Origin of the sequence: Mesorhizobium sp. Root102 (assembly GCF_001425625.1) — a bacterium.
Lineage (GTDB): Bacteria > Pseudomonadota > Alphaproteobacteria > Rhizobiales > Rhizobiaceae > Mesorhizobium.
The window spans coordinates 2,501-28,525 of the sequence record NZ_LMCP01000046.1; the positions used below are offsets into that span (position 1 = coordinate 2,501).

Annotated in this window: 26 protein-coding genes, 1 tRNA gene and 2 rRNA genes; 15 read left to right on the forward strand and 14 right to left on the reverse strand. The window is 59.0% G+C overall.

From position 1 onward, the window contains the following. The first annotated feature begins 253 nt into the window (after positions 1 to 253). The 3 genes from ASD12_RS28265 (at position 254) to ASD12_RS28275 (ending at position 3,550) form a co-directional block, all read left to right on the forward strand. A 23S ribosomal RNA gene (locus ASD12_RS28265) occupies positions 254 to 3,075 on the forward strand. Between the two features lie 153 nt (positions 3,076 to 3,228). Then, positions 3,229 to 3,343 (forward strand): 5S ribosomal RNA (gene rrf / locus ASD12_RS28270). A 130-nt stretch (positions 3,344 to 3,473) separates the two neighbouring features. Then, positions 3,474 to 3,550 (forward strand) — tRNA-Met (locus ASD12_RS28275). Between the two features lie 282 nt (positions 3,551 to 3,832). On the opposite strand, the gene ASD12_RS34500 is transcribed toward ASD12_RS28275, so the two are convergent. The 5 genes from ASD12_RS34500 to ASD12_RS28295 all read right to left on the reverse strand — a co-directional run bounded on the left by ASD12_RS34500 (position 3,833) and on the right by ASD12_RS28295 (position 6,724). Further along, positions 3,833 to 4,009, reverse strand: coding sequence for a hypothetical protein (locus tag ASD12_RS34500; protein WP_156398673.1), 177 nt, complete (start codon positions 4,007 to 4,009; stop codon positions 3,833 to 3,835). A gap of 26 nt (positions 4,010 to 4,035) precedes the next feature. Beyond that, positions 4,036 to 5,022 (reverse strand): GNAT family N-acetyltransferase, encoded by a 987-nt coding sequence (locus ASD12_RS28280; RefSeq protein WP_056594602.1) that lies wholly within the window; start codon positions 5,020 to 5,022, stop codon positions 4,036 to 4,038. Then, the gene (locus tag ASD12_RS28285; protein WP_056594605.1) at positions 5,019 to 5,459 is read right to left on the reverse strand and encodes a GNAT family N-acetyltransferase; all 441 of its coding nucleotides are present in this window, start codon (positions 5,457 to 5,459) and stop codon (positions 5,019 to 5,021) included. Before ASD12_RS28285 ends, ASD12_RS28280 begins: the two co-directional genes overlap by 4 nt. Then, positions 5,456 to 5,965: a DoxX family protein gene (locus ASD12_RS28290; protein ID WP_244483003.1), complete on the reverse strand. Its 510-nt coding sequence runs from the start codon at positions 5,963 to 5,965 to the stop codon at positions 5,456 to 5,458. The genes ASD12_RS28285 and ASD12_RS28290 overlap by 4 nt, the downstream gene beginning before the upstream one ends. 213 nt (positions 5,966 to 6,178) lie before the next feature. Then, entirely contained in the window at positions 6,179 to 6,724 is a 546-nt protein-coding gene (locus ASD12_RS28295) for a carboxymuconolactone decarboxylase family protein (RefSeq protein WP_056594610.1), read from the reverse strand. A gap of 118 nt (positions 6,725 to 6,842) precedes the next feature. On the opposite strand from ASD12_RS28295, the gene ASD12_RS28300 reads away from it, so the two are divergent. The 3 genes from ASD12_RS28300 (at position 6,843) to ASD12_RS28310 (ending at position 9,691) form a co-directional block, all read left to right on the forward strand. Then, complete coding sequence (locus tag ASD12_RS28300; RefSeq protein WP_056594613.1) at positions 6,843 to 7,775, forward strand: LysR family transcriptional regulator; 933 nt, start codon at positions 6,843 to 6,845, stop codon at positions 7,773 to 7,775. 77 nt (positions 7,776 to 7,852) lie between these two features. Further along, complete coding sequence (locus ASD12_RS34985) at positions 7,853 to 8,500, forward strand: CGNR zinc finger domain-containing protein (protein WP_156398674.1); 648 nt, start codon at positions 7,853 to 7,855, stop codon at positions 8,498 to 8,500. A 195-nt stretch (positions 8,501 to 8,695) separates the two neighbouring features. Then, entirely contained in the window at positions 8,696 to 9,691 is a 996-nt protein-coding gene (locus ASD12_RS28310) for an alpha/beta hydrolase (RefSeq protein WP_082525733.1), read from the forward strand. A 189-nt stretch (positions 9,692 to 9,880) separates the two neighbouring features. Here the strand turns inward: ASD12_RS28310 and ASD12_RS28315 are convergent, their stop codons facing one another. The 6 genes from ASD12_RS28315 to ASD12_RS28340 form a co-directional block, all read right to left on the reverse strand. Continuing rightward, positions 9,881 to 10,588 (reverse strand): NAD(P)H-dependent oxidoreductase, encoded by a 708-nt coding sequence (locus tag ASD12_RS28315; protein WP_056594620.1) that lies wholly within the window; start codon positions 10,586 to 10,588, stop codon positions 9,881 to 9,883. 25 nt (positions 10,589 to 10,613) lie between these two features. After that, entirely contained in the window at positions 10,614 to 11,090 is a 477-nt protein-coding gene (locus tag ASD12_RS28320) for a DoxX family protein (protein WP_056594623.1), read from the reverse strand. Between the two features lie 11 nt (positions 11,091 to 11,101). Further along, positions 11,102 to 11,857, reverse strand: a complete 756-nt coding sequence (locus ASD12_RS28325; RefSeq protein ID WP_244483004.1) for a DNA-binding domain-containing protein — start codon at positions 11,855 to 11,857, stop codon at positions 11,102 to 11,104. A 16-nt stretch (positions 11,858 to 11,873) separates the two neighbouring features. Further along, positions 11,874 to 12,902 carry a DUF692 domain-containing protein gene (locus ASD12_RS28330; protein WP_056594629.1) on the reverse strand — a complete coding sequence of 343 codons (1,029 nt, stop codon included), beginning with the start codon at positions 12,900 to 12,902 and terminating at the stop codon, positions 11,874 to 11,876. 45 nt (positions 12,903 to 12,947) lie between these two features. After that, the gene (locus ASD12_RS28335) at positions 12,948 to 13,217 is read right to left on the reverse strand and encodes a DUF2282 domain-containing protein (RefSeq protein ID WP_056594632.1); all 270 of its coding nucleotides are present in this window, start codon (positions 13,215 to 13,217) and stop codon (positions 12,948 to 12,950) included. 231 nt (positions 13,218 to 13,448) lie between these two features. After that, the gene (locus tag ASD12_RS28340; protein WP_056594634.1) at positions 13,449 to 14,291 is read right to left on the reverse strand and encodes a patatin-like phospholipase family protein; all 843 of its coding nucleotides are present in this window, start codon (positions 14,289 to 14,291) and stop codon (positions 13,449 to 13,451) included. A gap of 334 nt (positions 14,292 to 14,625) precedes the next feature. Here ASD12_RS28340 and ASD12_RS35640 point away from each other — a divergent pair, with 334 nt between their 5' ends. The 5 genes from ASD12_RS35640 (at position 14,626) to ASD12_RS28365 (ending at position 18,423) form a co-directional block, all read left to right on the forward strand. Continuing rightward, positions 14,626 to 14,784: a hypothetical protein gene (locus ASD12_RS35640; protein ID WP_244483005.1), complete on the forward strand. Its 159-nt coding sequence runs from the start codon at positions 14,626 to 14,628 to the stop codon at positions 14,782 to 14,784. 245 nt (positions 14,785 to 15,029) lie between these two features. Beyond that, a complete protein-coding gene (locus tag ASD12_RS28350; RefSeq protein WP_056594637.1) occupies positions 15,030 to 15,944 on the forward strand; it encodes a LysR family transcriptional regulator in 915 nt (304 codons plus the stop codon). Between the two features lie 194 nt (positions 15,945 to 16,138). Continuing rightward, positions 16,139 to 16,621, forward strand: coding sequence for a cupin (locus ASD12_RS28355; protein WP_056594641.1), 483 nt, complete (start codon positions 16,139 to 16,141; stop codon positions 16,619 to 16,621). Positions 16,622 to 16,713: 92 nt separating this feature from the next. Further along, positions 16,714 to 17,916, forward strand: coding sequence for an MFS transporter (locus ASD12_RS28360; RefSeq protein ID WP_056594644.1), 1,203 nt, complete (start codon positions 16,714 to 16,716; stop codon positions 17,914 to 17,916). A gap of 63 nt (positions 17,917 to 17,979) precedes the next feature. Beyond that, positions 17,980 to 18,423: a DUF302 domain-containing protein gene (locus tag ASD12_RS28365; protein WP_244483017.1), complete on the forward strand. Its 444-nt coding sequence runs from the start codon at positions 17,980 to 17,982 to the stop codon at positions 18,421 to 18,423. A gap of 63 nt (positions 18,424 to 18,486) precedes the next feature. Here ASD12_RS28365 and ASD12_RS28370 read toward each other — a convergent pair whose 3' ends face one another. After that, a complete protein-coding gene (locus tag ASD12_RS28370) occupies positions 18,487 to 19,398 on the reverse strand; it encodes a LysR family transcriptional regulator (RefSeq protein WP_056594650.1) in 912 nt (303 codons plus the stop codon). A 278-nt stretch (positions 19,399 to 19,676) separates the two neighbouring features. Here ASD12_RS28370 and ASD12_RS28375 point away from each other — a divergent pair, with 278 nt between their 5' ends. From ASD12_RS28375 to ASD12_RS28390, 4 genes are all read left to right on the forward strand, one after another. Then, positions 19,677 to 20,459 (forward strand): 3-hydroxybutyrate dehydrogenase, encoded by a 783-nt coding sequence (locus ASD12_RS28375; protein WP_056594653.1) that lies wholly within the window; start codon positions 19,677 to 19,679, stop codon positions 20,457 to 20,459. A 26-nt stretch (positions 20,460 to 20,485) separates the two neighbouring features. Beyond that, positions 20,486 to 21,643: a patatin-like phospholipase family protein gene (locus ASD12_RS28380; RefSeq protein WP_082525734.1), complete on the forward strand. Its 1,158-nt coding sequence runs from the start codon at positions 20,486 to 20,488 to the stop codon at positions 21,641 to 21,643. 42 nt (positions 21,644 to 21,685) lie between these two features. After that, the gene (locus ASD12_RS28385) at positions 21,686 to 23,080 is read left to right on the forward strand and encodes an NAD(P)/FAD-dependent oxidoreductase (protein WP_082525735.1); all 1,395 of its coding nucleotides are present in this window, start codon (positions 21,686 to 21,688) and stop codon (positions 23,078 to 23,080) included. 284 nt (positions 23,081 to 23,364) lie between these two features. Further along, complete coding sequence (locus ASD12_RS28390; protein WP_056594656.1) at positions 23,365 to 24,069, forward strand: peroxiredoxin-like family protein; 705 nt, start codon at positions 23,365 to 23,367, stop codon at positions 24,067 to 24,069. Here ASD12_RS28390 and ASD12_RS28395 read toward each other — a convergent pair. Further along, positions 24,053 to 24,958 carry a LysR family transcriptional regulator gene (locus tag ASD12_RS28395; protein WP_056594659.1) on the reverse strand — a complete coding sequence of 302 codons (906 nt, stop codon included), beginning with the start codon at positions 24,956 to 24,958 and terminating at the stop codon, positions 24,053 to 24,055. The genes ASD12_RS28390 and ASD12_RS28395 overlap by 17 nt on opposite strands. A 147-nt stretch (positions 24,959 to 25,105) precedes the next feature. Then, complete coding sequence (locus ASD12_RS28400) at positions 25,106 to 25,996, reverse strand: LysR family transcriptional regulator (protein ID WP_056594663.1); 891 nt, start codon at positions 25,994 to 25,996, stop codon at positions 25,106 to 25,108. Positions 25,997 to 26,025: the final 29 nt, after the last annotated feature.

Consider the following 26,025-nt stretch of genomic DNA (forward strand, 5'->3'; position numbering starts at 1 on the left):
GCTAGCTCGCCGCTTGTTCTGTTTGACATTGTAAAGAGAAGATTTGTTCGAACTTCATGAGCCGAAAGGGTCGTGATTTGTCGCGGGAGACGCTCAATCTCCCGCATATGATGGGCTTGCCTAACCGCACCCTCGAACCGATCTCGAGAAGCTGGTCTTTTTGTGCCAATGACATCGAATTGGATCCCGCACAGGATCTGGTTCAGGCGACAATCCCTTCGGGATTGCGCGGGTGGGCATTGGCAATGAGAACGATCAAGTGTCTTAAGGGCAATTGGTGGATGCCTTGGCATGCACAGGCGATGAAGGACGTGATACGCTGCGATAAGCTACGGGGAGGTGCGAATACCCTTTGATCCGTAGATTTCCGAATGGGGAAACCCACCTAAGGTACTTGGAAAATCAGAGCAGCCAGAAGGTCGCAAGGCCGACTTGCTGCTGTGGTTTCCAAGTATCGATAATAGGTAACTTACCCTGAATACATAGGGGTAAAGTGGCGAACGCGGGGAACTGAAACATCTAAGTACCCGTAGGAAAGGACATCAACCGAGACTCCGGAAGTAGTGGCGAGCGAACCCGGACCAGGCCAGTGGCGATTGAGAGACAAGCGGAACCTTCTGGAAAGTAGGGCCATAGTGGGTGACAGCCCCGTACGCGTAATGCAATCAATCGTCCTCGAGTAAGGCGGGACACGTGAAATCCTGTCTGAAATTGGGGGGACCACCCTCCAAGCCTAAGTACTCGTGCATGACCGATAGCGAACTAGTACCGTGAGGGAAAGGTGAAAAGCACCCCGACAAGGGGAGTGAAAGAGTACCTGAAACCGATTGCCTACAAACAGTGGAAGCCCAAGGTTCGTCCTGGGTGACCACGTACCTTTTGTATAATGGGTCAGCGACTTAGTGTGACGAGCAAGCTTAAACCGCTAGGTGTAGGCGCAGCGAAAGCGAGTCTGAATAGGGCGTTCAGTTCGTCGCATTAGACCCGAAACCGAGTGATCTAGCCATGAGCAGGTTGAAGGTAAGGTAACACTTACTGGAGGACCGAACCCATAACTGTTGCAATAGTTCGGGATGACTTGTGGCTAGGGGTGAAAGGCCAATCAAACTCGGAAATAGCTGGTTCTCCGCGAAATCTATTTAGGTAGAGCGTCGACCGAATACCCCAGGGGGTAGAGCACTGGATGGGCTAGGGGTCCTCACCGGATTACCAAACCTAACCAAACTCCGAATACCTGGGAGTACTAGTCGGCAGACACACGGCGGGTGCTAACGTCCGTCGTGAAAAGGGAAACAACCCTGACCTACAGCTAAGGTCCCCAAGTTATGGCTAAGTGGGAAAGGATGTGAGGATCCCAAAACAACCAGGATGTTGGCTTAGAAGCAGCCATCATTTAAAGAAAGCGTAACAGCTCACTGGTCTAAATAAGGGTCTTTGCGCCGAAAATGTAACGGGGCTAAAGCCATACACCGAAGCTTAGGGTTTGGTCCGCAAGGGCCAAGCGGTAGCGGAGCGTTCTGTAAGCTGATGAAGCCATACCCGCGAGGGGTGGTGGAGGTATCAGAAGTGCGAATGCTGACATGAGTAACGTAAGGGGAGTGAGAGACTCCCCCGCCGAAAGACCAAGGGTTCCTGCTTAAAGCTAATCTGAGCAGGGTTAGCCGGCCCCTAAGACGAGGCGGAAACGCGTAGTCGATGGGAACCACGTTAATATTCGTGGGCTTGGAGGTAGTGACGGATCATTGAGGTAGTCCAATCTTATCGGATTGAACGGGCTGCTGCGTGGTTCCAGGAAATAGCTCCTCCTTATAAACCGTACCCGAAACCGACACTGGTGGTCTGGTAGAGTATACCAAGGCGCTTGAGAGAACTATGCTGAAGGAACTCGGCAAATTGCACGCGTAACTTCGGAAGAAGCGTGACCCTTTTCTACGCAAGTAGAGGAGGGTGGCACAGACCAGGGGGTAGCGACTGTTTATCAAAAACACAGGGCTCTGCGAAGTCGCAAGACGACGTATAGGGTCTGACGCCTGCCCGGTGCTGGAAGGTTAAGAGGAGGGGTGCAAGCTCTGAATCGAAGCCCCAGTAAACGGCGGCCGTAACTATAACGGTCCTAAGGTAGCGAAATTCCTTGTCGGGTAAGTTCCGACCTGCACGAATGGCGTAACGACTTCCCCGCTGTCTCCAGCATAGACTCAGTGAAATTGAATTCCCCGTGAAGATGCGGGGTTCCTGCGGTTAGACGGAAAGACCCCGTGCACCTTTACTATAGCTTTACATTGGCATTCGTAGTGGCATGTGTAGGATAGGTGGTAGGCTTTGAAGCCTGGGCGCCAGCTCAGGTGGAGCCACCCTTGAAATACCACCCTTATTACTATGGATGTCTAACCGCGGCCCGTTATCCGGGTCCGGGACAATGTATGGTGGGTAGTTTGACTGGGGCGGTCGCCTCCTAAAGAGTAACGGAGGCGCGCGATGGTGGGCTCAGAACGGTCGGAAATCGTTCGCTGAGTGCAATGGCATAAGCCTGCCTGACTGCGAGACTGACAAGTCGAGCAGAGACGAAAGTCGGTCATAGTGATCCGGTGGTCCCGCGTGGAAGGGCCATCGCTCAACGGATAAAAGGTACGCCGGGGATAACAGGCTGATGACCCCCAAGAGTCCATATCGACGGGGTTGTTTGGCACCTCGATGTCGACTCATCGCATCCTGGGGCTGGAGCAGGTCCCAAGGGTATGGCTGTTCGCCATTTAAAGCGGTACGTGAGTTGGGTTCAGAACGTCGTGAGACAGTTCGGTCCCTATCTGCCGTGGGTGTAGGAATATTGAAAGGATCTGTCCCTAGTACGAGAGGACCGGGATGGACGGATCTCTGGTGGACCTGTTGTGGCGCCAGCCGCATAGCAGGGTAGCTATATCCGGACGGGATAACCGCTGAAGGCATCTAAGCGGGAAACCCACCTTAAAACGAGTATTCCCTGAGAACCGTGGAAGACGACCACGTTGATAGGCCGGGTGTGGAAGAGCGGCAACGCTTGAAGCTTACCGGTACTAATAGTTCGATCGGCTTGATCGTTCTCATTCCTTATGCCCATCGCTCCAAACAGGAGTGATGTGAGGCGCAACAAAGACCAGCGAACAGCCCCGAGAGGCACCCGACAGCTCCGCTGCCGATGTCTCTTGTGCTTCTTCGCTCAAAAAGCTTCTCGAACAACGTGCGTTTTGCCGACCTGGTGGTTATGGCGGAGCGGCTGCACCCGATCCCATTCCGAACTCGGCCGTGAAACGCTCCAGCGCTGATGGTACTTCGTCTCAAGACGCGGGAGAGTAGGTCGCTGCCAGGTCTGCCAAACGCACGTTGAAATCTTCTCTTTATGAACAAGGCCCGCCAAGGGATCACGGGCCGCGTAAGCGGCCCTTTCAGTTGGTCAGCCATATACCCATTTGTAGGCCTCGGCTTGCAGCAAAGGTTGACGCGGGGTGGAGCAGCCCGGTAGCTCGTCAGGCTCATAACCTGAAGGTCACAGGTTCAAATCCTGTCCCCGCAACCAACTTCATCATAAATCAATAACCGTCCCGGTCTAACCAGGGCGGTTTTTGCGTTTANCTCATAACCTGAAGGTCACAGGTTCAAATCCTGTCCCCGCAACCAACTTCATCATAAATCAATAACCGTCCCGGTCTAACCAGGGCGGTTTTTGCGTTTTGACGGAAGCGCAGTCATCATGCGAGCACGTTAAGTGCCGTTCGGCTACGCACACCAGCAAGGGGGGCTGCGTACTCCCGAGTGTATCCCCCGAGTACGAGGTGTTCCTCGGCAGCGAGCCCTCTGCTTACGAAAAATCCTTCGCCGCGACGAACCGCTCACGAAAAATGCGGGCGAAGTTGTTGTGCACGATCTGTACGCCAATTTCTTGGCGCAGGTTGTCGCCAGAAGGATCCGATGACAGCAGGTTCTGACTCGTGACAAGCAGATTGCTGACGTCCCAGCCCAGAACCTTGGCGTACAATCGAGGGCGTTGAACGGGTGACACCCTTAAATTGCGCTTTGAAAAATCCCGGAGTGCTGAAGTCGCGCTGCAGTCTCCAGGGCCTCTAGCGTTGGGCCCATCGCATATCCCATCTGATGGCTAAGGAGGACTATTCGGTCCTTGGCATTGTCTCTGGCGTCAAGAACAACGTCGGCGTGTTCGCTCCCCAACACTATCCTTGCGGTGCTCGTCAGACCTACCGGTGCCGGCTCCCTCGCTAGCTGCCGACCAATGGCAAGCATATCAGTACTGAAAGTACCGATATTGCCATCCGGCGGTCTAGCGAGTTCCGCGAGTTCAAAAGCGACGTCTGCCAGAATGTGTGAGTCACGCAGACGCACCGAAGTCTCGAATGCATCGAATTTGGATGCGAGCCAGTTACAGGAACCAACCACGGCCTGATAGATATGGGGCTCACCGGTGTCGGCGAAAATTATCTTCGCATGGGATCTGCTGGGCGAAGCATGGACCCGGACACGAGATTGAACCCCCTCTTTTGAGAAACGCGCTCGCAGTGCGTTTGCAGCAATTAACGTGTCATTTTGGCCCTTCTTCTCTGAAGACTGCCCCCAGATAATGTCCACAAGAACGTCTCGCCGAGCGGCTAGTAGCAAAGCTGGAAACCAGCGATCGAGCGCGACCTCAGAGTAAGAGCGACAAGGCGGCGACGCCTCGCATCCGCAATGGCCTTTTCTAAGCAAGGCGCGTCCGATACCCAAGCGTTGTCGATCAAGGCGCACGGCAAGTTCCCAGATGTGCAACGTGTCATCCTGGATCTCCGCGCTCAGGAATGCGATCGGCGGGTCGTCGAGCTCCGCCGCGACCCAGCACGTGCCCTTGGCGATGAGTTCACGGTGGCGCTCGACTGTCTGGTTGTCGTCATCAGCGATCCAGGCAAGCTCCTCGATCCACCGATAAGCCTCACCCGCAGACTGTTCGATATCGGGTAGTGCTTCCGCGTCAGCGTCTTGCGCAATTCGGATGGTGGTCATTGGGTTGCAGTCGGGGCTTCCAGTATTTTGCAGAGAATGACGTTGGAGTATCCCTCAGGCCAATCCGCAAATTCGGCTACGCGCACGAACCCGGCTTTTTCATACATTCCTGGCGCTTGGAAATCATGGCTCTGCACCCAAATCCGCCGAACGCCGCGGGCGTCGGCCTCGGCCGCGAAGGCGTTCAACAACGCTCGCGCATAGCCACGTCCCCTATGCGCCTCGTCGATCCACATCTGTTTGAGTTCGCAAGTGCCTGCCCAGGAAAATCCCGTTGCAACGCCGACGATGCGTCCAACCGCGTCGCGAATCACAAAGCCAAGGCCCTGAGCGTCATCACGCCCTACAGCTTCCCGGTTGTAGGCGTAGATCCTGTCTTCGAAGGCGTCGATCTCAATTGCAGAAAGATCGTGCTGGGGTTGGGCAAGGGTGGTCATTTCGAGCGCTCATTTCCCTTGGGTCGAGACAAGACCGTCTCAAGCGACAAACGGCCAGGACCGCCTACTGCAAGCGTTGCGAGGCCGGCTAGGTAAAGCAGGATGATCTCGTAACCGACGGGCCCGAATCGGATTCCTGCCGACGTCACTTCGGCAAACTTCACCGAGAAGAATCCATATTGGGAATGGACCGTGAACAATGCCGTCAAAAGCACGATCGCCATCGGCACGCTGACTAGCGGAATAAACACGCCCGCCAGCACAGCACCGCCGCCGACAAGTTCAACCAGCGTCGTCAGCCATGCCAGCAATTGCGGCACGGGAACTCCCAGAATCTGAAGCACCACGCCAAAGCTTTCCGGTCCCCTGCTGAGCTTGGCGTAGCCATGGGCCAGAAAGCCAAAGCCCACGATCAACCTTATCGGCAACGGCGCCCATCCGGCGGCAGCGCTGGATGAGGAGAGTGTGGTTCTTGAGACAAGTTTACGGAAATGCATTGCCGGCATACCCTCTTCTGTGTGCGGTGTGCCTGAAGTTGGGCACCACCTGAAAAGCCCGACATTACGGACTGAGCTACAGTCTGCTATTCGCCCATGGTGACTGCCCGTTACGGCCTCACAGCAACGTTACCGCCGTTTAGGGATGCCTCGGCGAGAGCAGAACCAAAATCGCCCGGCCAACCTCACACGGTAGACCGGGCGTGATGGAAGCGCGGTCGATCAGGCGGCTTCGGCGGCGCGAACGACGGGAAAGTCGATATCGGTCTCGGCAACATTGTTGATGAGATTGGTCAGGAAGTTCTCGGCTACGACGGTGACAATCTCGATGACTTGAGCCTCGGTGAAGCCAGCCAGTTTAACGGCGGCAATGTCAGCATCCTTTACCTTGCCGCGGGTCTCCGCCACCCTGGCCGCGAAACGCACCGCCGCGTCAGCCTTCGGATCGCCCGACGCGCCCTTGCGGTTGAGCGCAATCTCCTCGGCACTGATCTTTGCCAGGTTGAGACCGAGATAGGTATGAGCAGACAGGCAGTAATCGCAACCGTTCACCTGGGCAACGGCCAATGCAATGCGTTCGCGGGTCTTTACGTCCAATGCTCTGGTGAGAGCACCGGACAAGCTGGTCATGCCCGCCAGAGCTGCAGGACTTATCGAAACGAGGCGGAAGAGGCCGGGAACGACGCCAAGCTGCTTGTTCACGGCGTCGAGAATGGGTTGCGAGGCGACTGGGGCTGCTTCGCGGGTTGGGATGGCAATGCGGGACATTCATATCTCTCCTGTTCGATGATGTCGGTGCGACAGGAGCTGTCTATTATCTTCCGCTATGCGAGAGTATTGGATGCCCACAAGATACGACCTCTCATTATTTGGAAGATGATGCCCCATGGACCGTCTCGAAGCCATGTCAATTTTGATCGCCGCCGTCGAAACCGGCAGTCTGTCGGCGGCGGGGCGCAAACTCGGAACACCCCTGCCAACCATCAGTCGCAAGGTTACGGAATTGGAGGCCTATCTCCACACCCGCTTGCTCGTCCGATCGACACGCCGACTTATCCTGACCGATAGCGGAGCCGCCTATGTGGCCGCCTGCAAGCGAATCCTGGAGCAGGTGGGCGAGGCGGAGCGAACCGCATCCGGCGAATACAACGCGCCAAAGGGCGATCTGATCATTACGGCTCCCGTCGTATTCGGACGACTGCATGTGCTACCGGCGATAAATGATTTCCTCTCGCACTTTCCAGACATCAACGTGCGGTTGGTGCTGTCAGACCGCAATGTGAATCTCATCGATGACCATGTCGATATGGCCGTTCGAATTGGCCCTTTGCCGGACAGCAGCATGGTGGCGACGCGGGTAGGATCCGTGCGTCGTGTTGTCTGCGGCAGTCCTGCCTATTTTGCTGACCATGGCTTGCCAAGGGCGCCGGCCGAACTTTCCGCGGTCTCTTGCGTCACCTTCGATGTCCTGGCGTCCGCCACATCCTGGAGTTTTGCCACGCCAGGCTCGAATGCCGAGCAGACCGTAGCCATCCGCTCACGTCTTTCAGTGAATACCGCGGAAGCTGCGATCGACGCGGCCGTGGCAGGTGTAGGTGTCACCAGGGTGCTCTCCTATCAAGCGGCAAAGGCGATCGAGCAAGGAAAGCTGGTGGCCGTTCTTGAAGGGTTCGAGCCGGAACCCATGCCGGTCAGCCTCCTCCATGCAGGTCAGGGGCTTTTGCCCCTCAAGATGCGATCCTTTCTTGATTTTGTGGCCCCGCGATTGCGCAAGGCCCTTCTGCCGCCGAAGCACGGCGGATGGCCAACCCGTCATTGATGCACAAGGTGATCTCCCCGGGGTGAAGGCTCCGCGTTCGAGCCGCGGATGGTGCTGATAAGTCCAGTGCGGCCTTGTTGGAAACCATTCTGACACTTATTAAAGGGTTACAAATTGCCACTGCTGAAATGATCGGAAAAGAGTCGAAAATGGGTGAGCAAATGATTGGCGAACTTCGCGACGGTATGCCCTTCGTTGGAGGCAAGCTCTGGATCGATTTCGTCAATTCGGCGACCGCAACAATGGGCGATTTCCTTGAAACGCCCGACGGGTGGCGCCGTTGGATTGCGGCCGCGGACTTGCCGCCAGCGTCAACAGGAGAAGTGCCGAATGTCGGACCCGCGCGTGACCTGCGGACGGCCCTAACGACCCTGTTGGCGCATCTGATCCGGCAAACCAGGCCGCCTCAGCAAGCCATCGACGCCGTCAACCGGCATCTGGGAGAGGTTGGGGTCCGCAAGCAACTCCAGATTCGCGACGGCGTGCTGGCCATTGGTGCCGCGACCACGGGTGGCAATGATGCGCTGGCTGCTATCGCGCAGGATTTTGCCGACTTTGCCGCTGGTTTCGAACCACATCGTCTGCGGCACTGCAGCGGGCCGGACTGCACGCTGGCTTTCTACGACACCGCCCGCAACGCCACCCGGCGCTGGTGTTCCATGGCCCTGTGTGGCAACCGCCACAAGGTCAAGACGCACCGCGCGAGGAAGCTCGTCTGCGACTAGGGTCCAATCGACTCTCATTAAGCTGTGAGCTGGCTCTGTCAGAGCCATCCGAGAAACAAACGGGCAGTCGCGCACTGGGTGCCGCGTCACGGTATCGTGACGCGCCCCTTGTGTAACCGATAAAAATGACGTTGACAGGTTTCGACAAATTCGACACCATTAAAACGTACAATTAACGGTTACAAGGTTCGCAACATGTTCCAGACGTCATCTCTCCCGGGCAGTTCCGCCCTTTCCCGCTCCTGGCGCAGCGGTTTGATCGGCGCGCTACTCGCTGCTGTGGCTTCGATTCCATCCGTCTTTGCGGGCCAAGCGGCCAACGTCGAGACACTTTCGAAGACGGTGAAGGTGGATGGGCTCGACATCTTCTATCGCGAGGCCGGGCCAAAGGACGCGCCAGTCGTCTTGCTGCTGCACGGTTTTCCCTCTTCCTCGCACATGTATCGCAACCTGATCCCCAGGCTCGCGGCACACTACCGGGTCATCGCGCCGGACTATCCAGGTTTTGGCTATAGTTCAGCGCCAACACTTGACCATTTCGCCTATACGTTTGGTGCGGTCACCGACATCGTCGACCACTTTACCCAGACTGTCGGAGCGAAGAATTATGTGCTCTTCATGCAGGACTATGGTGGCCCCGTCGGCTTCCGACTGGCGGTCAAGCATCCGGAGCGTCTGCGTGGCCTGATCATACAGAACGCGGTCGCAAACGTCGAAGGCTGGAACCCTGACGTGGTGAAGCAGCTTTCGCCTTTCTGGGTGAAACGCAACGCAGAGACGGAAAAGCCAATCCGCGACATTCTCACGCCTGACGCCACGAAATTCGAATACACGCACGGCACCACGCAACCGGACAAACTGTCGCCAGATGCTTGGACCGTCGATCAGGCGGGCCTCGACCGGCCGGGCAATGTCGACATCCAACTCCAGTATTTCCACGACTACCAGACAAACGTCGCTCTCTATCCTGCGTGGGGTGCGTTTCTGAAATCGGCACAGCCGCCACTCCTCATCGTCTGGGGCAGGAACGACCCATATTTCACGCTGAAGGGCGTGGACTATCTCAAGGAGTTGGTTCCGGGTGCAGAGGTGCATCTCTACGACGCCGGTCATTTCGCGCTCGAAACATATGGTGACGAGATCGCCGCAACCTCGCTCGAGTTCCTATCGCGATTGCCGAAGATCAATTGATCGACTTGAGGCGGCGTTCCGATGCATTTGTCGGAGCGCCGCGCCCCATGTTCCTCCACCAAAAGCGGAGCCGCGGATGTCCCGGCCAGCCGGTCCCAGGATGGTTTGACGCAAGAGCGGGACGTGCTGGCCCCGAGGGCCACAGCCTGAATACGGCGTTCTGTCCCGATCAACTGCACGAGGTTTCATTCACATCGATTTCAAGACATAGGTTTCGTCGAAGTCGGCAAGCTTCGGATACGCGATTGTCGGGGCACACAGGAGCCCGAGGACGCGTTCGCGGTAACGAACGAGGCACTGCCGGCGCTCGCTGTCGCTGATGCGCGCTGGCGCATGCACGAGGAATGGCTCGATCACGGTGAAGCCCACAAAGTAGAGCATCCCGTGGTTGATTGGGAACAGGATCTCGGCGATTGGGCCGTTTAGTCCGCGGTTGGAATATATCAGCGGAGGCCCGCCGATTGTGACGGAACACATCGCGCGCTTTCCTGCCAAGACGCCGCGATCATACCATTTGCCGCCGCCATAGATGCGGCCACCCGACGCGAACATTCGGTCAACCCAGCCCTTGAGGATCGCCGGCAGCCCGAACCACCAGAGCGGAAACTGCAGGATCAAGGCGTCGCACCAGAAAAGCTTGTCCATCTCGGCCTGGATGTCTGGAGCGAATCCGTCGTGGGCATCCGCATTCGCCTCCTCAGACTGCTGGTGGTAGTAGTTCGCGTCTCGAATGGTCGTGAAGTTGCGCCGGTCTGATACCGGATTGAAGCTCATGGCATAGAGATCGGAGATAACGACCTCGTGCCCCGCCGCAGACAGTGCGTCCTGCGCCGAGCGGGTTAGGGCGCCGTTGAAGCTGTTGTGCTCCGGGTGGGCATGAACGATGAAAATGCGCACCGTGCTTCCCTGCTGGTCGAGATGTTCATTTTCCAGACGCTGAAAAGGTCCGCTCGGCGACATAGTCGAGCGAGAAGGCGCCGGCGCCCCGGGTCAGCACGAGCAGCAGCAGCGAGGCCCACAGCAGATGCTCGGCCCAGTTCTCCGGGAAAACGAAGATCTGGATTACCGATACGACACCGAGCAGCAGCAGTGCGCCGAGGCGAGAGAATAGTCCCAGGAAAAGCAGCACCGCCCCGGTGATCTCTGCCGTTGTCGCCAGCGGCGCCGCGATCGACGGATCGATGAGCGGTAGATTGTATTCGCTGGCGAACAGCTGCAGCGTCACCGGCCAAGACGCCAGCTTCGATTGTGCAGACTGCCAGAAGACATGCGCAATCGCCACGCGAGCTGCGAGCTGGACCAGCGAAAATGGGATACGCTCCGGCAACTTGATCACTCGTCGGTAAAGACCAACAAGGCCGGCAGGGCGAGGAGGGGAATATTCCGGTATCGCAGTCATGGTCGTTTCCTTCAGTTTGAGAGAGGGTGCACCGGGACGCGCACGTCGGTGACGAGCCTGTCGCGGAACAGACGCACAAGCGCTGAAACCAGGTCGAAGGCCGGGTCGAGCGCCAAGGCGCGGCCAGTGGCATGCTCAAGGCCGAAGCCGTGCTTCAGCGAATGCCAGAAGGCGAAGCTCGCGCGGTCGAGCAGAAAAAGCCGCACGTAGTTCCTCGATCGCCAAAGCGCCACCCGTTCGGGGCGCCTTGTCCAGGTGATTTTTTCATCGACCGCAGTCTCCTTTTGATGCTCCATCCATACCGATAGGATCGACCAGTGGGAGACGATCAGTCGCAGTGAAGGCTGGAGCAGGATATCCGGCGACAGCCCAAGGTCGGTGCTGTCGTATTCTGCGAGACTGCGGGCCGGCAGCGAAGCTGTATCGAGCGCTTCGGCAATGGCCCATTCGAGCCGCGCGGTCTCGGCGACGATTGGCATGTCGGACAGCGTGTCGATGGTTTTCAGGAAGCGAGGGAAGCCCGCGCCATAACGCGCCAGGCGTGACTCCGCCGGCGGATGCCGTCGAATGAATTCGCTCGCCATAAAGCGGAAGAAACGTTCGTCGACGAGGCGAGCCGTAACGGGGAAGACCGCCATCAGCACAGCAGTCAACGAACTGCGCGTATTGTTCTGGTAGATGCGCAGGCGAGCCATTGGGTCGGCCTTGCCGGCGGTCAGCATTTTTGCGTCGATCACTGGCTCCATGGCCAGCACCGAGCGCGCCACGATGGTCTGCAGATGTTCAAGCGGCAGCATGATATCCTCCCTCGATTGTCGGCAAGGCCATGTGCATGGCCGGTTTGGCTCTGGCAGCGGCAAATGCCGCAAGCACAGGCATGCTTGTCTGAGAGCTTTCGAAAGCCGGTAGCGTGTGCGCCGGCGGGGCCATAGTCGTGGCGATGTGCCGCGCGGCCTGCTTGCGGTTGAACATGACCGAAGCGGTGAGCATGTCGGCCCACATGGCTTCACCAAGCAGAACGTCGAGAACCGGCACATCGGTATCCCATTCGATCAGCGTAGGGCGCGGTCCAAGACTGGTGATGGCATGCTGGTAGAGGTGCCAGACAACTGGCGGCACGCGAGAGCCGTGGTCGTCGATAAGCACCGTGTCGCCGCCGACCTGATTGGTCGCGTGACCGGCAAGGTGAATTTCGCCGATGGCATCGGCAGGCAAAGCGTCGATGAAGGTCTTGGCGTCGTATTGGAGATTGTGCGCCGAAACCTGGACATTGTTGACGTCCAGAAGCAGGCCGCAGCCAGTTTGCGCCACCAGCCCAGCCAGAAATTCAGCTTCATTCATGGAGGAGTCCGCAAACGCGACATAGGCGGACAGGTTCTCGATCAGCACACGCCGCTTCAGCGTATCTTGGATGGTCGCTACATTGCGCGCCACGATCGCCAGCGCCTCTTCGTCATAGCGAAGCGGCAGCAGGTCATTGAGATAGGCTCCGTCGGCAACGCTCCAGGCAAGATGCTCCGAAACAAGATCAGGCTGGAACCGCTCGCAGACCTTGCGCAGCCTTTCCAGATGATCGCGGTCCACGCCTTGTGCGCTGCCCAGAGACAGGCCGACGCCATGCACCGACAGCGGATATATTTGGCGCAGCCGTTCAAGCGCCTCGACGGCGGCGCCGTCGCCCATATAGTTCTCGGCATGAACTTCGAGCCAGCCAGCGGAGGGTCTGCGGGTCAGCATCTCGCTGATGTGAGGAGAGCGCAGACCGATGCCAGCGGATGCCGGGATCGTGAGGGGCTGAAATGCACGGGACATCGGTCTGCTCCCTTCCAAAGGGGGTTGGCTTGAAGTCTGGGTCGGTCAGGCTTTCGGCTTGTCGCTGCCGCCGGTGATCTTGGCGCAGCTGCCGGCCGGCACGTAGAGCCAGGAGTCCGGCTGGTTGTCGGCGGTCGAGGTGCCGGCGCATGAATGCGTCGCAGTCTGGCAGTCGTTCTGGCCAGCCTTGACGACGCCATAGCACTTCTCGAACGAGAAGCTGGGCTGAGCGGCGGGGCCGCTATAGGCTGCAGTTGCAGCAAGCGAGGTGGCGGCCGCGAGGGCCGATCCGATGAGGGTCTTGGTGTTGATCACGGTCGTTTCTCCTGATTGCGTTTCGAGGGAAGACTGACCTAGCGGCCTGTCTGCAAACAGTGTCGTCGAACGTGCGATGAAGCTGAAATGCTGTCTCGGCATGGATTTGATACGCGGTCACTATGTTGAGGAGGATAACGTGCAAAAGCCCTCCGGCGGGGAACCGGAGGGCTTTGGCGCCTGCACTTCGTGAGCGGAGCGAAGCGGGCGCGGCTAGGCGGAGGGAGGCGCCTAGACGTATCGATTTTTGTTGTCGACGACCGAGCTTTCGCTCAAGGTTGGATGGTCGGCGAGAAGCCAGTCCTCGGCTCGCTGGCGACCGCGGTCACGCATGTCGGTCAATTCGCCCCAGTCGATCCAAGGCCTGGTAAACAAGGCAGCGCTTGTTCTGTGATGGCTGTCGAAGAGGATAGATCCAGAGTTCACGGCATTTGCGGCGAGGCAGTAAGCCGCACAAGGCGTCATGCACCCGGAGGGTTTGCCGCTGACAATGAGCCAATGCCCAGCCTCGATCGGCTGCACTGCTGGCAAGGTCGAAAAATCGCATTCGCCCCAATACGTATCGCCATCGATTTCCACGGGCGGGAATAGAAATGGGACTGTCGCCCCCGCCAAAATAGCGTCGATCGACAACTGGTCGCCGGAGAAAATCGTCACTGTGTCGGTGCGTGCATTTGAAGTCAGGATGTTGAGCTCCAACTGGCAGCTGTTTTTGTGCAACTCGGCAATGTCGATCGACTGTTCCAGGATCGATTTCAATGGATTGGCTGTCGCGGCCACAGACGTCGATGCGTGGCTGACGCGCCGCCAGAAATTGGTAAGCGCCGTCCTTGCCCCACGCCTGCCGCCCAAAGCCAGTCCGTAGGCAAGAACCGCCGCTTCTATGCCCCCGAAACCGGATGCGGTGATGCTGCGGAAGGAAAGACGAGGTTCATCCAGCAGACGATCGAGCACGCCCCAGACAAATGCGCCGTGTGCGTCGCTTGCTAGCGCAATGTCGATCAGCTGGCGGTCTTCCGTCGCGGGTCTCGCACCGGCAATGAAGGCTTGGTCGGTTGCGGCCTGGATTTGCATCTTTTGAGTCTCCTCCCGAAGAACGCCCGGCAAGGCGTTTGATGGAGACACTGCCGCATGATCCGCCATTGGCGAAATGCCAAGGTGGCATGAACTCCATAGGCAGATTGCATTGGCTGCAATCCCTCGCGCGGCGCAAGGTTTGTGCCAGCCAGGCGAGGATCTTGCTTGGCGCGACGACGGTCGCTGGCAAGCCTTCAGCACAAGGAAGAGCGTGTCATGAGAATACGAACTGTCTGTGTGGGGTGTTCGCCTTCAGTCTTTTGGCCAGACGCGCATCCGCCGATGCCTTCAGCGATCTGGCGTCGCTGCCATCATTCATAGCGATGCCGGAATGAAAACGATGAAGCCGATGGCCTGTTTCAAGAAGGCCTGGCTGGCTGCGCCTCGGAAGGATCGGGACACGATGATGAAGATGTGCAATGACGCCGCCATGAGCAAGCCGCAAGCTGCGTTCTGCGCCAATGTATTGGCGCTTGGCGGCGCCAATTGAGCTGCTCCGGCCGCTAACCGCAGCCCCAGGGCTCGGGCAGCCAGGGATGATGTCAACGATGGCGAGCGGTTGGCCTGCCGTCCTCTTCGAAGGTGGTCAGCTGCTCCGCTACCCAATTTGTCCGTACCGCGTGCCATGACAGACCGCTATCGACTTTATAGCCGCAGTGCATTGGCGCCAAAGCGAGCCTTACGGCAGTCTCCGAAGCACGAACAGCCACGTCTGCAATTCGGGGACAAATCGGCATGGACATTCACCACATCCGCTACTTCCTGGCCGTGTGCGAGACGCGAAACTTCACGCGCGCAGGTGAAAAGTGCAACGTCACTCAGCCGGCGCTATCCCGCGCCATTCAGCAACTTGAGGAGGAGGTCGGAGGGCTACTGTTTCGCCGCGAACGAAGCTTGACCCACCTGACCGATCTAGGTGTGCTGCTTCGCCCCCGTTTTCAGCAGATCCTCGACGAACTGACTGGAGTGCGGCAGGAGGCATCAAGGTTCCTGTGCCTGGAGAACGCCAACCTTAAGGTCGGCGTCATGTGCACCATCGGCCCCCGTCGCTTCACCGGTCTGCTGACCGACTTTAACCGGCGTCAGCAGGGCATCCAGCTGCAACTGGTTGAGGGCGTCCCGGCATCACTCTCCCAACTTCTAGAGTCCGGCGAGATCGACGTCGCCATTATGGCGTCAAGCGACAGCTTTCCGGACCGCTTCGACGTCACACCGCTTTATCGCGAGCGCTTTGTCCTCGCCTTTCCAAACGGCCATCGGCTGGCCCGCAATGACAACGTGGCCATCTCCGAACTCGATGGTGAAAATTATCTCAGGCGGCTCAATTGCGAGTATCGCGATCACCTCGCGGGTCTGTGCACGGATCGGGGCGTGAAGCTCAGGATCTCCTATGCCAGCGAACGCGAGGACTGGATCCAGAATATGGTGTCGGGAGGACTGGGCATCTGCTTCATCCCGGAATTCAGTGCGGTGATTCCAGGGCTGCAGGTCCGTCCCGTGATTGATCCTGAGGTCTGGCGGGAAGTATCCCTGGTTGTCGTTGCGGGGCGCAGGTTCTCGCCTGCGGCATCGGCTTTCGTAAACAGCGTCAAGGCGTATGGCTGGCCTGAGAGCGCAATCGTCCAGGCCATCCAAAAGACCGCTGCCTGAAGCAAATCAAAGAATTAAGGGGTCGCACGTGGCGGTTTGCCGCGTGTGCCCCACATGCATTTGCGATGGTCCACGATAGTTTTCAGGTATCGATTTCAGAGCCAGTCAGCATTTCTCTTTTCGGATCGCTCCCGTCACCCTCCGCGTCATGCCCCGCCTCCCGCGTTTGGGCACCGACAAAGGAGAAATACAAGATGGCTACCAAAAAACTCACCCTTTCGTTTGCGGCAGGTCTGCTTTCGGCAACCGCTGCTTTTTCCTCTGCTCCAGCCTTCGCCGGCGACTGCCCCGCCGGACAGGCCGCCACGACCGACATCCAGGAACATCCCAGCAAGCCGATCGGCGTGACCGACACCGTTCTTTCGGCGATCGATCTCAGCCCGAAGGGCGAAGCCTGGAAGGGCAACATGCTGCGTCTGCGCAAGCTCGTCGTTCAGCCGGGCGGCGTGGTGCCGTGGCATGAGCACACGGTTCGCCCCGCTAACATTATCGTCGTCGAGGGCTCGATCACTGAATACGCCAGCACCTGCAAGGTCGGAATCGAGCACCCTGCTGGCGATGTGACCGCTGAGTTCGGCCAGCTCGCCCATTGGTGGAAGAACAACGGAAAGGTGCCCGCGGTGCTCTATTCCGCCGACGTCCTTCCGCCCGCGATGCACGACGACCACATGATGTGATCCGAACGTTTGGGCGGACAGTTCCCACACTCAGCAACCGAATGCGCGTCCTCAGGTAATCGCCTGGGGACGTCCGGCCACGGAGCCTCGTCATGACAACCAGTGAACAGACAGAAATGACGCCGCTGCACAACGTGGCCGCAGATAGTCGGCGCTTTGGCCTTGTTGCGCTGATCGCATTTCTTACGCTTGTCGATCTGTTCGCCACCCAGGCAATACTGCCGTCACTGGTGATAAAATTCGGCGTCAGCCGTGCAACTATGGGGTTCGCCGTCAACGCCAGCACGTTCGGCATGGCGGTGGCAGGTATCGCTGTTGCCCTCTTCGGGCGCGGCATCGATCGCCGCAATGGCATCTGGATCAGCTTGGCCATATTGGCGATCCCGACAACACTGCTTTCGCAGACCGACAGCATAGTCGTCTTTGCCCTCCTGCGCGTTGCGCAAGGCCTGTGCATGTCGACCGCGTTCACGCTGACGATGGCCTACCTGGCCGAACATTTCTCCGCACGGCAGACGACCAGTGCGCTCGCCGCCTATGTAACGGGCAATGTCGCCAGCAATTTCTTCGGACGACTGATGTCGGCCGCCGTCGCCGACACATTCGGCATCTCCACCAACTTTCTGACCTTCGCGGCTCTCAATTTGTCTGGCGCGGCGCTTGTCTGGTTCACGCTACAAAAGACTTCGGCAGCGATGCGCGTCGATACGGTCGGTCATTCTGCCCGCGCATCTTGGAAAGGCCCTCTGGAGAATGCCGAACTACGTGCTTGTTTCGCGATCGGCTTCCTGATCCTTTTCGTCTTCATAGGCACCTTCACCTATGTGAATTTCCAGCTTGTCGCCCCGCCGCTGTCGCTGTCACCGATGGCACTCGGACTGATCTATTTCGTCTTCCTGCCATCGATGCTGACCACGCCACTCGCCGGACGTGTGACGGCCGGTCTCGGCCCGAGGATTGGCATCGGTGCAACGCTTGCGATGGCAATCGTTGGGCTGCTGCTGTTGCTCACAACCAGCCTGCCGATCGTCCTTGCAGGGATGGCGCTGGTCGCCATGGGAACCTTCCTGGCGCAAGCGATAGCAACGGGACACGTCAGCCGGGCCGCTTCGCGCGATCGCACCGCCGCGAGCGGCATCTACTTGGCCTCCTACTATGGGGGCGGGCTCGCTGGCAGCTTCGTCATCGGACAGATTTACGACCGGATCGGGTGGACGGCATGCGTGGCCGTGCTCGCCGCCTTCCTTGCCGGCGCCATCGCGGTGGCGCGCGTGCTGCAACCTCCAAAGACGTGACACCCAAGACCGAAAAATGACCATTCAACAAAGGAGACTGACATGACCAACTACCTCAAGACCATGATTGCTGGAGCCGCCCTACTGATAGCTGCCGCCATACCAGCCGCCGCTTCTGATGGCGTTGTCACGGTGAAGAGCGACTATTCCGTCACTGAGACCGTCGCCCGCATCAAGAAGGATGTCCTCAAGAAAGGCATCAAGTTCTTCGGCGTCATCGACCAGGCAAAGCTGGGCAAAAATGCCGGCAACGAAGTCAAGCCGTCGCGACTGGTGATGTTCGGCAACCCGGCCCTCGGGACAACCTTCATCACATCCAATCCCGAAGCCGGTCTCGACTGGCCGGTGCGCGTGCTCGTCTATCAGACTGCGGATGGCGCGGTTTACGCCGCCTATAGCGACTTCGACTGGATCGCCAAGCGTCATGGCATCACCGACCGCGCCCCGCAGTTCAAGATGGCAACCGAGGTCATCCAGTCGGTGACCTCGACAATCAGGAAGAACTGAGCGTGGGCATGTGCCGGAGATCCATCACTCTGGCATGGGAAAGAACGTGTTTGCGCGCAGAGGCTATTCAGCGGCGGACAACGCCTTTGCACGCTCGCCGAACCACTTCTTCTGCGTGGCCTCGCGCACGAGTGCGCCAACCGCCGGCGAATGCCTGCGGCCGCGCACCGTGACGAGATTGACCTCGCGCCAGAATTCCGGATCGGTGATCGGCAACGGCACCACTCCGGGGTGCTTGGCGGTATGCTCAGGCATGAATCCGAAACCAAGCCCGGCGGCGATCATTGCGAGTGTCCAATCGTCACGATCGCTCCAGTAAACGTGACTGACGGTCACGCCCTGCGAGGCAAGAATGGCATCGGTATAACCGGCAAATTCACAATTGTTGCGGTGGATGTAGGTCTCATTGCTCATATCCGTCACCCGCACGCTGCGCTGGTTGGCCAGGCGATGGTTCAGATGAACTGCCATCACCATCTGTTCCTGGAACAACGGCAAGGAGTGAACCTCCTCATCGGGCACGTTTGACGGCAACGCGTAAATTGCTGCCTCGAGATCTCCCCCGAGCAGTCGTTTGCGCAAGCTCGGTGCATCGGCATCGCAAAGATGAAGCTCCACGCCCGGATGGTGCGTTCGCACGGACGAGATGAGCTCGATGATTTCATCCGGAGCAATCGTGCTCATGATGCCGACCCGGAGAGGCGTTTTCTTCAGGTGCACGTATTGCTCGGCGATCTGCTTTGCCTGCCTGGAGTTCTCGAAAACGCCTTCGAGATAGGTCTCGACCATGCGACCGAGTTCAGTCAGATGGGTGAAGCGCCGTTCACGGTGAAAAAGCGCGCCGCCGAACTCATCTTCGAGCAACTTGATCGCGCGTGACAGTGCCGGCTGCGTAACGTTGCACAGCTCGGCCGCCCTGGTGAAATTCATTTCCTTGGCGACGGCCAAGAAATACCTGACCTGGCTGATCTCCACTGCACGCTCCCCCAGCGGCTGGCATACGGCACGACCCGCATTGCCCGGTGATCTTACTAGTTGCCCCAACGTCAAACAACCCGATCCGGCATTGAAAACCCAGGCGACAGATTGACGATCTGACGGTCGGCTATCGAATCCATGTCTCAACGGCATTTCCGCTGTCCCGAGCCAGCCGCCATACTTGGCCCCAGAAGTCGAGACCCGGGTGCTAAGGCCCGTTGCTCGCAGCCCTTTGCAGGCCATTTCGGCCGCAGCTTCAACCGAAGGAAACAACGATGCTCAGAGGAAAGACGGCACTGATCACAGGCTCGACCAGCGGCATCGGCCAAGGCATTGCCGAAGCCTTCGCCGCGAAGGGCTGCAACATCATTCTGAACGGCTTCGGCGATCCCGGTGCGATCGAGTCGCTGAGGGCAAAGCTTGCCGCGAACCATGGTGTGACTGTTTGCTACGACGGCGCGGACATGAGCAAGGGCAGCGCGATCACCGCGATGATGGACAAGGCAATCGCCGAGTTCGGCGCAGTAGACATCCTCGTCAACAATGCCGGCATCCAGCATGTCGCGCCGATCGACGACTTTCCGATCGAGAAATTCGAGGCGGTCGTGGCGATCGATCTCATGTCGTCCTTCTACACGATCCGGCGCGCGCTGCAGGGCATGAAAGAGCGCAAATGGGGTCGCATCATCAATGTTGCATCTGCCCACGCGCTCGTCGCTTCACCGTATAAATCCGCTTACGTCGCTGCCAAGCACGGGGTCGCCGGTCTGACCAAGACGGTCGCGCTTGAAGTCGCTGAGCAAGGCATCACCGTCAACGCGGTGTGCCCAGGATACGTCCTCACCCCATTGGTCGAAAAGCAGATACCCGACACAGCCAAGGCACGCGGGATCACGGAAGAACAGGTGATCAAGGACGTGCTCCTGGCAGCCCAGCCAACCAAACAGTTCGTGACTGTAGCTGAGGTAGCGGCGCTCTGCCTATTCCTGGCCTCAGAGGATGCGGCTTCGATCACCGGCGCGATCATGCCGATCGAAGGCGGCTGGACCGCCCATTGAATCCGGCAACGAGGAGCTGAACAACCATGAACAAGATCACCAGAAATCCTTCGGCGTCGGAACCTGTGCAAGCGGCCGCCAGTGTGGCCGATGGTTCGGTCCAGCGACAGACCGTGCTGGTCCTGCAGGGCGGCGGCGCGCTGGGCGCGTATCAGGCCGGCGTCTACCAGGCGATGGTCGAAGGCGGTATCGAGCCGGACTGGGTGATTGGCACCTCGATCGGCGCAATTAACGCCGCGCTCATTGCCGGGAACGAACCACAAGACCGCCTGCCAAGACTGCGCGAATTCTGGGATGGCGTCGGTCGCAGCAGTCCGCTCGACGAGTTCTTCCGGATGATGGTTCCAAGCAACATTTTTGCCAATATGGGCACGGTGATACGTGGCATACCGGGATTCTTCGAGCCCAACCCAAGCGCAATGTTCGGGGTCAATCGCGAAGTGGGTGTGGAGAATGCATCCTACTACACCACCGATCCGCTGAAGCGGACGCTAAACAACCTTATCGACTTCGATTGCCTCAACCGCCGTTACACGCGGCTGACAGTCGGCGCTGTCAACGTCAACACCAGCGAACTCAAATATTTCGATAGCAGCCTGATGCCGTTGTCGGTGGCCCATATCATGGCGTCGGGCGCCTTGCCGCCGGCTTTCCCGGCAGTCTGCATCGACGGCGAGCCCTACTGGGATGGCGGCATCTATTCGAACACGCCTATCGAGGTCGTGCTGGACGAGCGTCCGCGGCGCGACGCGCTGATCTTCGCCGTCAACATGTGGCAACCGCGCGCCACTGAACCGAAATCGATCTGGCAGGTCATGGGCCGGCAGAAGGATCTTCAATACGCCAGCCGCGGACGTAGCCACGTCGCCCGCCAGGAGCAACTGCATCGTTTGCGCCACGTCGTGCGCGAAATGGGAAAGTTGGTCCCTGAAGAGCGGCGCGAGGATCTAATGTTCAAGGAGCTTGCGGCCTACGGCTGTCCGTCGGTCATGCATCTTGTGCGGCTGCTGTCACCGCGCCTCGACGGAGAGGATCACACCAAGGATATCGACTTTACCCGCGCAGGCATTCGCACCCGCTGGGAGGCCGGATACGAGCACGGGCAACGCGTCCTCTTGGAGAAGCCGTGGGAATGCGACGTCGACCTGCTCCAGGGCATCGTTATTCACGAATCGCAAGAGTGAGTTGTTCCAGCGGCGAGCCCGAGGAAAAGACGGAGACTACCGATGCAGATCATCACTCCTGGGATGCGGCTGGTTCCGGAAGCCGTGCTCGCCAACGACGCCGCGCTTTTACGCACGATACCAGAGACGCCATCCCACGCCGACAGTTCACGGCATCGCGTAGTCATCGTCGGCGGAGGTGCCGGTGGACTCGAGTTGGCAACACGGCTCGGCAGGAAATTCGGCAAGCGGCGGCTTTCCATAACGCTCGTCGATCGCAATCGCACACATGTCTGGAAGCCACTTCTGCACGAGGTGGCGTCCGGTGCGTTGAACCCGTCGAGCGATGCGGTGGAATACATCGCACATGCCAACAGGCACCACTATCGCTACCGGATCGGTGAAGTCGTCGGCATTGACCGCGCCAAGCGCCAGGTTTTTGTGGCGCCGAGCTTCGACGACGACGGCAGACGGATCATTCCGCCGCGGGTGTTGGGCTACGACACGCTGGTGCTGGCCGTGGGCAGCGTCAGCAACGATTTCGGGACGCCGGGGGCGGCGCGTCACGCCATTGCGCTCGACACGACCGGTCAGGCCTCCCGTTTCAACAAGCGCATGATCGACGCCTGCCTGCGTGCGAACGCCCAATACGAGAAGCTTTCACCAGGCCAACTCCATTGCGTCATCGTTGGCGCCGGGGCCACCGGCGTTGAACTGGCCGCCGAGTTGCATAAGTCGATGCGAGAAATCGCCTCGCACAATCTCGACAACATCGATTTCGAAAGGCTGATCCGCATCACCATCGTCGAGGCAGAACCGCGCATCCTGCCGGCTTTGCCGGAACACCTTGCGCGCTCTTCCGCGCGCCGGCTTGTTGATCTCGGCGTCCAGATCCGATGCGGCATAAAGGTCACCGAAGTGACAGAAGACGGTATCAGGCTTGGCGAGAAGCTGTTCGTGCCAGCTGAACTCGTCGTATGGTCCGCGGGGATAAAGGCGCCGGATTTTCTGAAGCAACTCGATGGCCTCGATACGGATCGCATCAACCGCCTGGTCGTGGATGAGACGCTGCGGGCCATGGGAGACGAAAACGTGTTTGCGATCGGCGACTGCGCGCGTTGTGTGTTGCCCGGCAGCGAAGATCCCTTGCCGCCGCGCGCCCAGACGGCCCATCAGCAAGCCGATCATATGGTCAAGGTGATTGCGGCACGCCTCGAAGGGCAGGAGGCGCCGGCGTTCCGTTACCGCGACTACGGTTCTCTCGTTTCACTGGCCGACTACGGCACCTTTGGCAGCCTGGTGGGCGGACTGAAGGTCGAGGGTTTTCTTGCCCGGCTGATGTATCATTCGCTCTACAAGATGCATCTCAAGGCGGTGCACGGGACCTTCAAGACCATGCGGGATACGATCGTGGGAATCCTGTCGCACCGCACCAAACCGCGGGTCAAATTGCATTGAATCTCGATAGGCCGGGACGGTGGAAAAATATGATGTCGCGATCCTCGGTGGCGGTGGTGCAGGGATGGCTGTGACAGTAGCCACACGCGATGCCTGGATGCCGCTTTCAGACTTCCGCTTCGGAAGTCTGGCTATCTGATGTAACGATTCGAGCCGCAATACCGAACAGAAGATGAATCCGCATAGCTTCGATGCACGCAGGGCATCGACTCCATGCAAGAAAAGCATGGCCGTGCCCGTGGGGCTTCAATGTTAGGCTGCATGGAAATTGCGAAGGTGCAGAAATGGCCGCCGACGACCAGCCAATGACATTTGAACAGTCCGTCCAGGCTGCCATCGAACTCGATGCACCTCTCAACGAGAGGCTGGCGGTGATCGCGAGCGCAGTGCGCCGACTGAACTCGGAGTTCGCTGACGCGGTTGACCGGCTCGTGGCGCGCCTCAAGGAACAGGGAGCTGGTGCAAGTGCTCCCGCCCCCGGCGATGTTATGCCCGCATTCCTGTTGCCTGATGACGAGGGCAGGCTCGTGAGCCTATCTGAAATCCTTAGCCACGGGCCGGCCGTCATTACCTTTCAGCGCGGACATTGGTGTCCCTATTGTCGCCTGAATGCGATCGGCATCGTCGAAGCCCAACAAGAGATTTCGACGCTGCGCGGCCAAGTCGTGGTGATCATGCCGGAGCGGCGCAAATTCGCAAAGGCAATGAAGGCCTCGGTTGGTGCTCAGTTTCCTTTCCTGACGGATATCGACAATGGCTACGCCTTGTCCCTCAACCTGGCGATCTGGGTGGGAGCCGAGATGGAGCGGTTGATGGGCCTCGGCCTCGATCTGCCGAACTATCAGGGCAACAGCAGCTGGTTCCTGCCGATCCCTGCTACTTTCGTCGTTGGAACTGATGGCATCGTCACAGATCGGTTCGTCGATCCCGACTATCGTCGGCGGATGGACATTGACGACTTGATCGCGGCGCTCAGGCGGGCTCGCTGACGCCAAATGTCGACCAGTCGGTTGATCGCAGGAGGTTGAGGAGCGTCACGGCCACCTGCGAGCGATGTCGGCCGGCGACTGCGTAGACGGCGACGATCCGAGAAACATCCAGATCACGCAGCTTGAGTCTGCGGACGTTGGGCGAGCGGGGTGCGGTCATCGAGACAAAGCCAACGCCTGCATTGGCTTCCAGCAGCGCCAGCAAATCCTGGTCGGTTTCAACCTCATGTGTGGTGCGAGGCGTAATCCCTTTTGCCGAGAGACCGCGCGACAGATCTTCGCTCGTTTCCCAGTCGATCCGACTGAGCACGGGTTCTGCGGCTAACTGGCTCAGCGCTACATCCGCTTCGTTTCGGCGGGCAAGAGGGTGATCGGAGTTCACGACGAGCTCGATCCCCTCCTGGAAAAGCGGCCACGTGTCGAGCCGATCCCAAGCCTGTCCCAGCGGACCGGCAACCGCCAGTTCGACCTCGCCGTTCTTTAGGGCGTCGATGACAGCGGTCGGGGAACCGCGACTGATCTTGAGATGCACCCCAGGGTAGGCTCGGAAAAGCTCGGTGAAGGGAGAGACCAGCAGCGCTATGTTGACGCTGTTGGAAATGGTTACGTTGAGTGGGGCGACGTCACTGCTTTGCACGGCCTTTGCGAGAGATTTTGCGGAGGTCGCAGCATCGTAACATTGTTGCAGCAGGGGCAGCATGCGCCGGCCAAGCTCGGTCAGATGGGAATGCTGGCGCTCGCGACGAAGCAACTCACCGCCCAACTCGTCTTCGAGGGTCTTGATTGCGCGAGTCAGGGCCGGCTGCGTGACATTGCACTCTTCCGCTGCTCGGGTGAAATTTAGCGTGTTGGACAGGGCCAGAAAATAGCGGACCTGCTGCATCTCCATGAATTTTCGCCCCCTCAGCGAAATGATCTATCAGCGATGGTGCATATTCGAAGATTAACGCAATAAATCGTTTTCAGCAAAGTGGCCTGCACCATGGTGCGAATGGGGCGCCGACGGCAAGACAATCAAGACTCTGACAATCTAGAGTCATGACGAACTGAGCGATCTGCTTAGCCAATCGGCAAACCCTCTTGCCCGTTTGCTCGGCTGGCGCCCGGCCGGGAACAGGACATGGATGGGGATGGTCGGCAGCGGAAACTCCGGTAGCAGCCGGCGAAGGCTGCCGTCCGAGAGCTCGGCATTGAACATCCAGCCGGAACCGAAGGCCACGCCAAGTCCAGCCAGCACGCAGGCGGTGACGCCGGCTGAACTCGATACCCGGATGCGCGGGCTTTCCGGCAGAGTAAAGTTGGCCTCCGGGCCGATCAGTTCTTGAAAAGTAGCGCCGCTGCTGTCGGAGGGGCCGAAGATGACCTCGTGCTGAACCAGATCGCCAGGGCTTTGCGGCAAACCGCGCCGGGCGATGTAGTCCGGTGAGGCCACCAGCAGTCGCGGCGTCTGCCCGACCTTGCGCGCCATCAGGCTGGAACTGTCGAGCAGACCGAGCCTCACCGCGACATCGGCGCCTTCTTCGACAAGGCTTCGCCTGCGATCGTCCATCATCAGTTCAATGGAGAGGTTGGGATGCTCGGCAAGAAGGCCGGGCAGCCGCGGAATGAGCGCGCGCACGGCGAAAGTGACAGACAGCTCGACCCGCAGCAGCCCGCGCAACTCCTCATTGCCGGCCGCAGTATCGGCCGCCGCCCCAAGCTCGGCAAGCAGCGGCCGGACCTGTCCGAGATAACCATGCCCCGCCTCGGTCAGCCCGACCTTCCGGCTGGTGCGGACGAGGAGGCGGGCGCCGATGCGCCCCTCGAGATCGTTCAGGATCCGCGACACTGAGGGCTGCGACAGCCCGATTTCGCGGGCGACCTGTGAAAGGTTGCCACGCTCCGCCACCCGAATAAACACTTCAAGTTCCTGGAGCCGGTCAGCCATCCATTTTCCGAATGATTGCTATCCTTTCC